The sequence below is a fragment of the Actinoplanes sp. NPDC023936 genome (genome assembly GCF_040639325.1).
Classification (GTDB): domain Bacteria; phylum Actinomycetota; class Actinomycetes; order Mycobacteriales; family Micromonosporaceae; genus Actinoplanes.
On record NZ_JBEZZR010000002.1, the window covers coordinates 480,938 to 489,517 of the forward strand.

The window sequence follows — 8,580 nt, forward strand, 5'->3', positions numbered from 1 at the left end:
CCGATTCCCCACTCGACGCGCAGATGACTCGCAAATCGTGTACCACTCGGGGCGGGACCACAACTCCGGTCATCACCTCGTGACCTGCGCTCATTGTGAGCCGTCGTTCTCGGCCGCGACCCGCCGGGCGTGTTCGGCGATGACCTGGCCGAGGATGCCGTGCAGCTGCCCGCAGTCCCGGCAGTGCAGGTTCTCGTCGAGGTGCCGGCCGCCACAGCCGGAGCACGAGCCACGGTCCTCCGGGTCGCGATAGGACACCAGCGCCTTGCACAGCGCGCGAACCACATGATCACTCAGCGTGAAGACGTCCTCGCCGAGCGCGGTACGCACACCGATGACGGCGACGGGCGCGGCGTCCGGCTGCGGGTTGTACGGCGCCACCGCGTCGATGAATTCCGCGATCACAGCGGCCGGGTCGAGCGGAGTAGTCACCCGGACCACGCTATTGCACGCGCCAATGGATCTTCGGGGTACCCGGCAGTGACCTCGGCCGCTTAGATGCGAGCCATGCGTGGCCTCGCTCTCATCCGGCCGGCGAGCCGGCCGATCGCGGCCGCGGCGGTGCCGGCCGTCCTGGCTCTGGCCGGGCTCTTCGCGATCCGGTCGATCACACCGCCGGCCGCCCGGCCGGCGTCCGCCCCGGCCGGTGACTTCAGCGCGGAGCGCGCCTTCGAACAGGTGCGGCGGATCGCGGCGACGCCGCACCCGGCCGGCAGCCCGGCGAACGAGAAGGTTCACGACCACCTGATCGATACCCTGCGCGGGCCGGGTCTCTCCCCGAGTCGCAGGACACCGACACCCGGTGAGGGGTACGGGTCACCGACCGCGCCCGCGGCGACCGGTTGGCGCGTCGTGCCGGAAATGCACGAAAAGCCGTCCCCAGTTGTCGCCGTCCTTCTCCACCCGGTGGTAGAGCTGCTTGATCTCCTTCTGGTCGAGGAAGCGGAGCACCTTCTTCTTCAGCGCTCCGCTTCCCTTCCCCGGGATGATCTCGACCGACGAGGCCTTCTTCTGAATCGCCTCGTCGATGATTCCCCGCAGGGCACGGTCGATCTCGTGCCCCCTGTTGAAGATGTCGTGCAGATCCAGCTTCAGCTTCACGATCGGAAACCCTACGCGGCGTCGTTCTTGCCGAGCCAGGTCTCGACCCGGCGCAGCGCGTCCTGATAGTCGGGCTGTGCCTTCATGGCCGCGGCCAGGCGCAGGTGCGGCAGCGCCTCCCGGAAACGACCGGCCCGCTCCAGGGTCCGGCCGAGCACGTGATGCGCGTAGTGGTCGGACGGATCGTGGTCGATCAGCGCCCGCAGCTGCGTCTCCGCGCCGTTCAGCTGGGCCGAGTTGAAGTAGGCCCGGGCCAGGAGCTGGCGGACCGCTGCGTTGTGCGGCTCGGCCTCGACTATCGGCTCGAGCAGCTTCGACGCGCCGAGCGGATCGCCGGACTCGAAGAAGAAGGTTGCCCTGCGGTACTCCTCGAGAAGATTCACGTCACGCTCCCCACCGCTTGCGTGGCCGGAATTCAGCCAACGCTCACACAACAACGGGCCACCAGCGAGTGTTCCTTCCCCGACGGTAACCGTGATGTCGCCGGCTGGCGATCATCGCTTGGAGAAAACACCGTCATGCAACCGCCGGCGCCTCATCGCCGCGCGCCGCCCTGCCGAAGACTGTGACGACATCTGGTGTAGGGGCGCTGTGCCTTATGCGTGACCGAACCGTGTCCGCACCGCACAGCTGCTACACAGGAAACGAAAAGCCGGCGCAGAGCGTCGCCCAGCACAGTAGGGGCATGACGATGGCGAACGCAGACTCCAGCACCGACCTCCGGCGGCCCGACGGGACCCCGGTCCGCGTCCTCGTGGTCGACGACGAGCCGACTCTCGCCGAGTTGCTCTCGATGGCGCTGCGTTACGAGGGCTGGGAGGTCAGGAGCGCGGGCGACGGCATGACCGCCGTACGCACCGCCCGGGACTTCCGGCCCGACGCCGTCATCCTGGACATGATGCTGCCGGACATCGACGGCCTGGAGGTGCTGCGCCGGCTGCGCGGCGAGACCCCCGAGGTCCCGGTGCTGTTCCTGACCGCCAAGGACTCGGTGGAGGACCGGATCACCGGTCTGACCGCCGGCGGCGACGACTACGTCACCAAGCCGTTCAGCCTGGAGGAGGTCGTGGCCCGGCTGCGCGGCCTGATGCGGCGGATGGGGCACGCGCCGATGCGTACCGAATCGCAGCTGGTCGTCGGCGACCTCACGCTGGACGAGGACTCGCACGAGGTGCGCCGCGGCGGTGACCTGATCACGCTGACCGCGACCGAGTTCGAGCTGCTGCGCTACCTGATGCGCAACCCGCGCCGGGTGCTCAGCAAGCCGCAGATCCTGGACCGGGTGTGGAACTACGACTTCGGCGGGCAGGCCAACGTCGTGGAGCTCTACATCTCCTACCTGCGCAAGAAGATCGACGCCGGCCGCGCCCCGATGATCCACACCATGCGCGGCGCCGGTTACGTGCTCAAGCCGGCCGACTGACATGTCCGCCGCCACCCGGCCCCGTCCCGCCCGCTGGCGCAGCCCCGCGGGCTGGCCGCTACGCACCCGGCTGGTCGCCATCATGATCGGGCTGCTCGCGGTCCTGGGCCTGGTCGTCGGCAGCACCGCCGAGATCTACCTGCAGAAGTCTCTCTACAGCCAACTCGACGAGAAGCTCGACGAGGCCAAGAAGATGGCCGGTTTCGAAGGCGGCCAGAACCGCGGCCCCGGCGACGGCAGCCGGCCGCCCGTCGACTTCCTCATCAACATCGACAAGATCATCGCGGCGCCCCCGGACACCGCGCAACAAGAGTCGATCATTCTGTATTTCGACATCGGCGCCGACGGGTCCACGACCTACCGCCATGGCGGAATCGTCCGATACGAGGAGGCCACCACCTCCGGCTCGCGAGGCCAGAACGGCTTCGACGACCTGTCCTCCTCGGCCCTGGCGACGCTGAGCACGCTGCCGGTGGACGGCGGGAAGAGCGACGTCACGATCGACGTCGACGGCGAGTCCGCCGAGTACCGCGTCATGGTCACCACACTTCGCATCGACGACTCCGTCATGCAGGTCACCGCGCTGCCGCTGGCCGACGTCAACCACACCCTGGTCACCGTCGCGATGTTCACCGGATGCGTCGTCCTCGGGTCGCTGCTGATCGCCGGGTGGGGTGGGGCGCTCATCGTCCGCCGTACCCTCAAGCCTCTTGATCGTGTGGCAGCGACCGCGACGCGCGTCTCCGAGCTCAGGCTGGACCGCGGCGAGGTGCAACTCGCGCAGCGAGTGCCCGAGCAGGACACCGATCCCCGCACCGAGGTGGGGCAGGTCGGCGCGGCCCTGAACCGGATGCTCGACCACGTCGGCAACGCCCTGGAGGCGCGGCACGCCAGCGAGATGCAGGTGCGGCAGTTCGTCGCCGACGCCAGCCACGAGCTGCGCACCCCGCTCGCCGCGATCCGCGGGTACGCCGAGCTCAGCCGCCGCAGCCGCCAGGTGATCCCGGACGAGATCGCGCACGTGCTGACCCGGGTCGAGTCCGAGGCCAAGCGGATGACCGCGCTCGTCGAGGACCTGCTGCTGCTCGCCCGGCTCGACGCCGGCCGGCCGCTCGCCCAGGACCCGGTCGACCTCACCATGCTGGCCGTCGACGCGACGAGCGACGCGCACGCCGCCGGGCCGCGCCACTACTGGCAGCTCGATCTGCCGGAGGAGCCGGTCACGGTGATCGGCGACGGGGCGCGCCTGCACCAGGTGCTGGCGAACCTGCTCGCCAACGCGCGGACACACACACCGGAGGGCACCACCGTGACGGTCAAGGTGGGCGCGGTGCCGAACGCCGCCGTGCTCCAGGTGATCGACAACGGTCCGGGCATCAAGCCGGAACTCGTACCGCGGATCTTCGAGCGGTTCACCCGTGGCGACAGCTCCCGCTCGCGCGCCGCCGGCAGCACCGGCCTCGGCCTGTCGATCGTGCACGCGGTGGTCACCTCGCACCACGGCAAGGTCGGCGTGCAGAGCGGGCCCGGGCAGACCGTCTTCACCGTGATGCTGCCACTCGGCCCACCACCGGTCGTCCCAACAGCTGAACAACAACCGCAGGAGCTGCACCCGGTGCGATGAGAGGGCTATGCTGGCGGGCGTGTCTCAGACGTGGTCGTTCTATTGGTTTACGAGGCCGGCTCAAGCCGGTGCCTCGGCCATGACCGCATGACCTGAGACACCCGCCAGAGCCGGCTGAGGCAGCGACACGACGTCGCTGCCTTTTTGTTTGCGTCAAGCAAGCCGGCTCTCGCCTCGGGCGACGCCGGCCGAGGAAAGAGAGAAGTCATGACCGCCCCTGAGGTGCAGCGAGTCCGCGACCAGCGCATCGAAAAGGTCGTACCGCTGATGAGCCCGGCGTTGCTGCACCACGAGCTGCCGCTCACGTCCGAGCTGCACGACACCGTGCTGGAAGGCCGCAAACAGGTCGAAGACGTGCTGAACGGCCGAGATCAGCGGCTGCTGGTCGTGGTCGGCCCGTGTTCGGTGCACGACCCGATCGCCGCCGGCGAGTACGCCGACCTGCTGCGCAAGGAAGCCGAGCGTCTCAGCGAGGACCTGCTGATCGTGATGCGGGTGTACTTCGAGAAGCCGCGCTCCACGGTCGGCTGGAAGGGTCTGATCATGGACCCGGCGCTGGACGGCAGCGGCGACGTCGGCACCGGTCTGCGGGTCGCCCGCAAGCTGCTGCTCGAGGTCGTCGGCCGGGGCCTGCCGGTCGCCGTGGAGTTCCTCGACCCGATCACCCCGCAGTACATCGCGGACACCGTGGCCTGGGGCGCGATCGGCGCGCGTACCGTCGAGTCGCAGGTGCACCGCCAGCTCTCCTCCGGGCTGTCCATGCCGATCGGCATGAAGAACCGCCCCGACGGCAGCGTCTCCACCGCTGTCGACGCGATCCAGGCCGCTGCCGCGCAGCACGTCTTCCCCGGCATCGACTACTCCGGCACCCCGGCGATCCTGCACACCACCGGCAACCCGGACTGCCACCTGGTGCTGCGCGGCGGAGGCGGCAAGCCGAACTACAGCGCGGCGGACGTCGCGGCCTCGGTCGAGCTGCTCCGCAAGGCCGGCCTGCCGGAGCGTCTCGTCATCGACTGCTCGCACGGCAACAGCAACAAGGACCACCTGCGCCAGCCGCTCGTTGCCGAGGACATCGCCGCGCAGATGGAGGCCGGTCAGACGGCGATCAGCGGCGTGATGCTGGAGAGCTTCATCGAGCCGGGACGCCAGGATCTGGGCGATTCCCTCAAGTACGGGCAGTCGGTCACCGACGCGTGCATGGGCTGGGACGCCACCGTGGCGGTGCTGGAGCGGCTGGCCGCGGCATCCGCGAAGCGCCGGCTCTCTGCTTAGGACTCTCAGGCTTCACACAGCAACGACACAAGGGCGCGACAGAACATCCGTCAATCGTTCATCGGGTACGAATCCGCCAGCTCTCCCCGGGGAGTACCCGAATGACCTCGACGTTGCCGCCGCCTGCTGTTGAGGAGCCGGCTCCCGTTCTCGCGGAGCCGGCTCCACCACGTGATCGCACCGGTGCGAGCCGTCTTCTCCTGGGCCGCGATGACGCCGCCTGGATCCGTCCCTCGCTGATCACCCTCCTGCTGCTGACCGCTGTCCTCTACATCTGGGGGCTCGGCGCGTCCGGCTGGGGCAACGCGTTCTACTCCGCCGCGGTCCAGGCCGGATCGGAGAGCTGGAAGGCGTTCTTCTACGGCTCGTCCGACGCGGCGAACGCGATCACGGTCGACAAGACGCCGGCCGCTTTGTGGATCATGGCGATTTCGGTACGGATCTTCGGGCTGAGCTCGTGGAGCATCCTCGTCCCGCAGGCGCTGCTCGGCGTCGCCACCACCGGACTGCTCTACGCCACGGTGCGCCGGGCGTACGGGCCGGCCGCCGGTCTGCTCGCCGGCGCCGTCTCGGCACTCACGCCGGTAGCCGTGCTGATGTTCCGGTTCAACAACCCGGACGCGCTGCTCGTCCTGCTGATGGTCGCCGGCGCGTACGCGACACTGCGGGCCGTCGAGACCGGCTCCACCAAGTGGATCGTGCTGACCGGTGTCTTCGTCGGCTTCGGCTTCCTCGCCAAGATGCTCCAGGCCCTGCTCGTGGTGCCGGCGTTCGGTCTCGCGTACCTGATCGCCGGTCCGCCGAAGCTCGGCAAACGCCTGGTCCAGCTGGTGCTCGCGCTCGTCGCGCTGGTCGTGTCGGCCGGCTGGTACATCGCCGTCGTCGAACTCGTCCCGGCGTCGATGCGGCCCTACATCGGCGGCTCGCAGAACAACAGCATCCTCGAACTCACCCTCGGCTACAACGGCCTCGGCCGGCTCAACGGCGACGAGACCGGCAGCGTCGGGGGCGGAGGCGGCGGAGGTGGCAACGGCGGCGGCATGTGGGGCGCCAGCGGGCTCGGCCGGCTCTTCGAGAGCGCGCAGGGCGGCCAGATCTCCTGGTTGCTGCCCGCCGCGCTGATCGTCCTGCTCGCCGGCCTGGTGATCACGGCCCGCCGGGCTCGCACCGACCTGCAGCGGGCCGGGCTGATCGTCTGGGGCGGCTGGCTGCTCATTACCGGGCTGGTGTTCAGCCTCATGCAGGGCATCTTCCACGCGTACTACACGGTCGCGCTGGCACCGGCGGCCGGCGCGGTGGTGGCGATGGGCGCCACGCTGCTCTTCCAGCGGCGGCGCAACATCTTCGCGGCGCTCACGCTGGGTGCGGCTGTCGCGGTGACGGCCTGGTGGTCGTACACGCTGCTGACGCGCAGCGCCGACTTCCTTCCCTGGCTGCGCCTGCCGGTCCTGATCGTGGGCCTGGTGGCGGCGGTCGCGGTGGTCGCCTCGTTCCGGCTCGCCCAGCGTCTGGCCCTGGTGGCCGCGACGGTCGCGGCCGTCGCCGGACTGGCCGGACCGGCGGCGTACGCGGTGCAGACCGCGTCCGAGCCGCACACCGGTTCCATCCCGTCCGCCGGGCCGGCCGTCTCCGGCGGGATCGGTGGCGGGCCGGGGGGTGGTCGCGGTCGGTTCAACCGTGGGGGTGGCGGTTTCCCCGGTGGCGGTCAGGGTGGATTCCCCGGCGGCGCGGGCCAGGGTGGACTCCCCGGTGGCGCGGCCCAGGGTGGACTCCCCGGTGGGGCCGGAGTCCCGGGCGGCGCCCAGGGCGGCGGCACGCAGGGTGGCACCCAGAACGGCGGTGTTCCCGGTGGCGGCCTCGGCGGGCGGAACGGCGGGACCCAGGACGGTGGCGGGCGGACCGGCGGCGGCATGCGCGGGGGCGGCGGCATGGGCGGCCTCCTCGACGCCGCCGAGGTCAGCGACGAGATGAAGGCGCTGCTCGAGGAGAACGCCGACCAGTACACCTGGGTGGCCGCGGCGATCGGCTCGCAGAGCGCCTCCGGCTACCAGTTGGCGACCGAGAAACCGGTGATGGCGGTCGGCGGTTTCAACGGCACCGACCCGTCGCCCACGCTGGAGCAGTTCCAGCAGTACGTGTCCGAGGGCAAGATCCACTACTTCATCGGCGGCGGCGGTTTCAGCCGGGGCGGTGGCAACGGCGGCAGCGACTACAGCTCGCAGATCAGCGAGTGGGTGGCCGCCAACTTCACAGCGAAGACGGTGGGCAGCACCACCGTCTACGACCTGACCTCACCGGCCAACGACCTGCCCTCACCGGCCACGCCCAGCGCCGGCTCAGCGAGCGGCACCACCACCGCCTGACGAGCGCACCGAACAGCGGCCCGCGCCGGACCTCGGCGCGGGCCGTAGCCCACACCGCTCAACCGGCCTTGATCACATGCCTCAACTACGGCCCAGCCACCCGAGCCGTAGCGCAGACAGCTCACCGCCGCGTGATCACATGCCTCAACTACGGCCCGCCCACCCGAGCCGTAGCTCAGACAGCTCACCGCCGCGCATAACCTGCGCGTGCTACGGCCGAGCCACCCCAGCCGTAGCTCAGACATGTCCCCACAGCGCATGACCTGCGTCCGCTACGGCCCAGCCACCCCGAGCCTGCCCCGTTTTGACGGACATCCAAGATCAGGGGACCTGGGGTCTCCGGGAGGATGTCCAGCATTATGGAGAGCGTGGGAAAGAAGCGGTCGAGGCCGCGGCGGGCGTTCACGCCGGAGTTCAAGGCTGAGATCGTCGAGTTGTGTCAGCGTGATGACCGCACGATTGGGCAGGTCGCGCGGGATTTCGATCTGACCGAGACCGCGGTGCGGTCCTGGGTCAAGCAGGCCGAACTCGACGCCGGCACGCGATCGGACGGGCTGACCTCCGATGAGCAGGCCGAGCTGGCCGAGCTGCGGCGGGAGAACCGGCGGCTGCAGCAGGACGTCGACATCCTCAAGCGAGCTACGGCTTTCTTCGCCAGGGAGACCCGGTGAACGTGTACCCGTTCATCGAGGCGGAGCAGGCCGGCAAGCACAACGTCAAGCGTGCGTGCGAGCTGTTGAAGGTCTCCCGGTCCGCCTACTACCAGCACGCCCGTGGCGAGCAGTCCACCCGGG

Annotated in this window: 8 protein-coding genes; 5 read left to right on the forward strand and 3 right to left on the reverse strand. The window is 69.7% G+C overall.

Translation table 11 applies throughout. From position 1 onward, the window contains the following. Positions 1 to 90 precede the first annotated feature (90 nt). The 3 genes from AB0F72_RS04510 to AB0F72_RS04520 all read right to left on the reverse strand — a co-directional run bounded on the left by AB0F72_RS04510 (position 91) and on the right by AB0F72_RS04520 (position 1,484). Positions 91 to 432 (reverse strand): hypothetical protein, encoded by a 342-nt coding sequence (locus AB0F72_RS04510; protein ID WP_360425002.1) that lies wholly within the window; start codon positions 430 to 432, stop codon positions 91 to 93. Positions 433 to 816: 384 nt separating this feature from the next. Further along, a complete protein-coding gene (locus AB0F72_RS04515) occupies positions 817 to 1,101 on the reverse strand; it encodes a Smr/MutS family protein (protein WP_360425005.1) in 285 nt (94 codons plus the stop codon). A gap of 11 nt (positions 1,102 to 1,112) precedes the next feature. After that, positions 1,113 to 1,484: a tetratricopeptide repeat protein gene (locus AB0F72_RS04520; RefSeq protein ID WP_360425008.1), complete on the reverse strand. Its 372-nt coding sequence runs from the start codon at positions 1,482 to 1,484 to the stop codon at positions 1,113 to 1,115. Between the two features lie 302 nt (positions 1,485 to 1,786). Here AB0F72_RS04520 and AB0F72_RS04525 point away from each other — a divergent pair, with 302 nt between their 5' ends. From AB0F72_RS04525 to AB0F72_RS04545, 5 genes are all read left to right on the forward strand, one after another. Beyond that, on the forward strand, positions 1,787 to 2,524 hold the full coding sequence (locus AB0F72_RS04525) for a response regulator transcription factor (RefSeq protein WP_360425010.1): 738 nt from the start codon (positions 1,787 to 1,789) through the stop codon (positions 2,522 to 2,524). A 1-nt stretch (position 2,525) separates the two neighbouring features. Further along, entirely contained in the window at positions 2,526 to 4,148 is a 1,623-nt protein-coding gene (locus AB0F72_RS04530; RefSeq protein ID WP_360425013.1) for an ATP-binding protein, read from the forward strand. 207 nt (positions 4,149 to 4,355) lie between these two features. Continuing rightward, positions 4,356 to 5,423, forward strand: a complete 1,068-nt coding sequence (locus AB0F72_RS04535; RefSeq protein WP_360425016.1) for a 3-deoxy-7-phosphoheptulonate synthase — start codon at positions 4,356 to 4,358, stop codon at positions 5,421 to 5,423. A gap of 101 nt (positions 5,424 to 5,524) precedes the next feature. Next, a complete protein-coding gene (locus AB0F72_RS04540; RefSeq protein ID WP_360425019.1) occupies positions 5,525 to 7,786 on the forward strand; it encodes a glycosyltransferase family 39 protein in 2,262 nt (753 codons plus the stop codon). 368 nt (positions 7,787 to 8,154) lie between these two features. Further along, entirely contained in the window at positions 8,155 to 8,457 is a 303-nt protein-coding gene (locus AB0F72_RS04545; RefSeq protein ID WP_360425022.1) for a transposase, read from the forward strand. Positions 8,458 to 8,580: the final 123 nt, after the last annotated feature.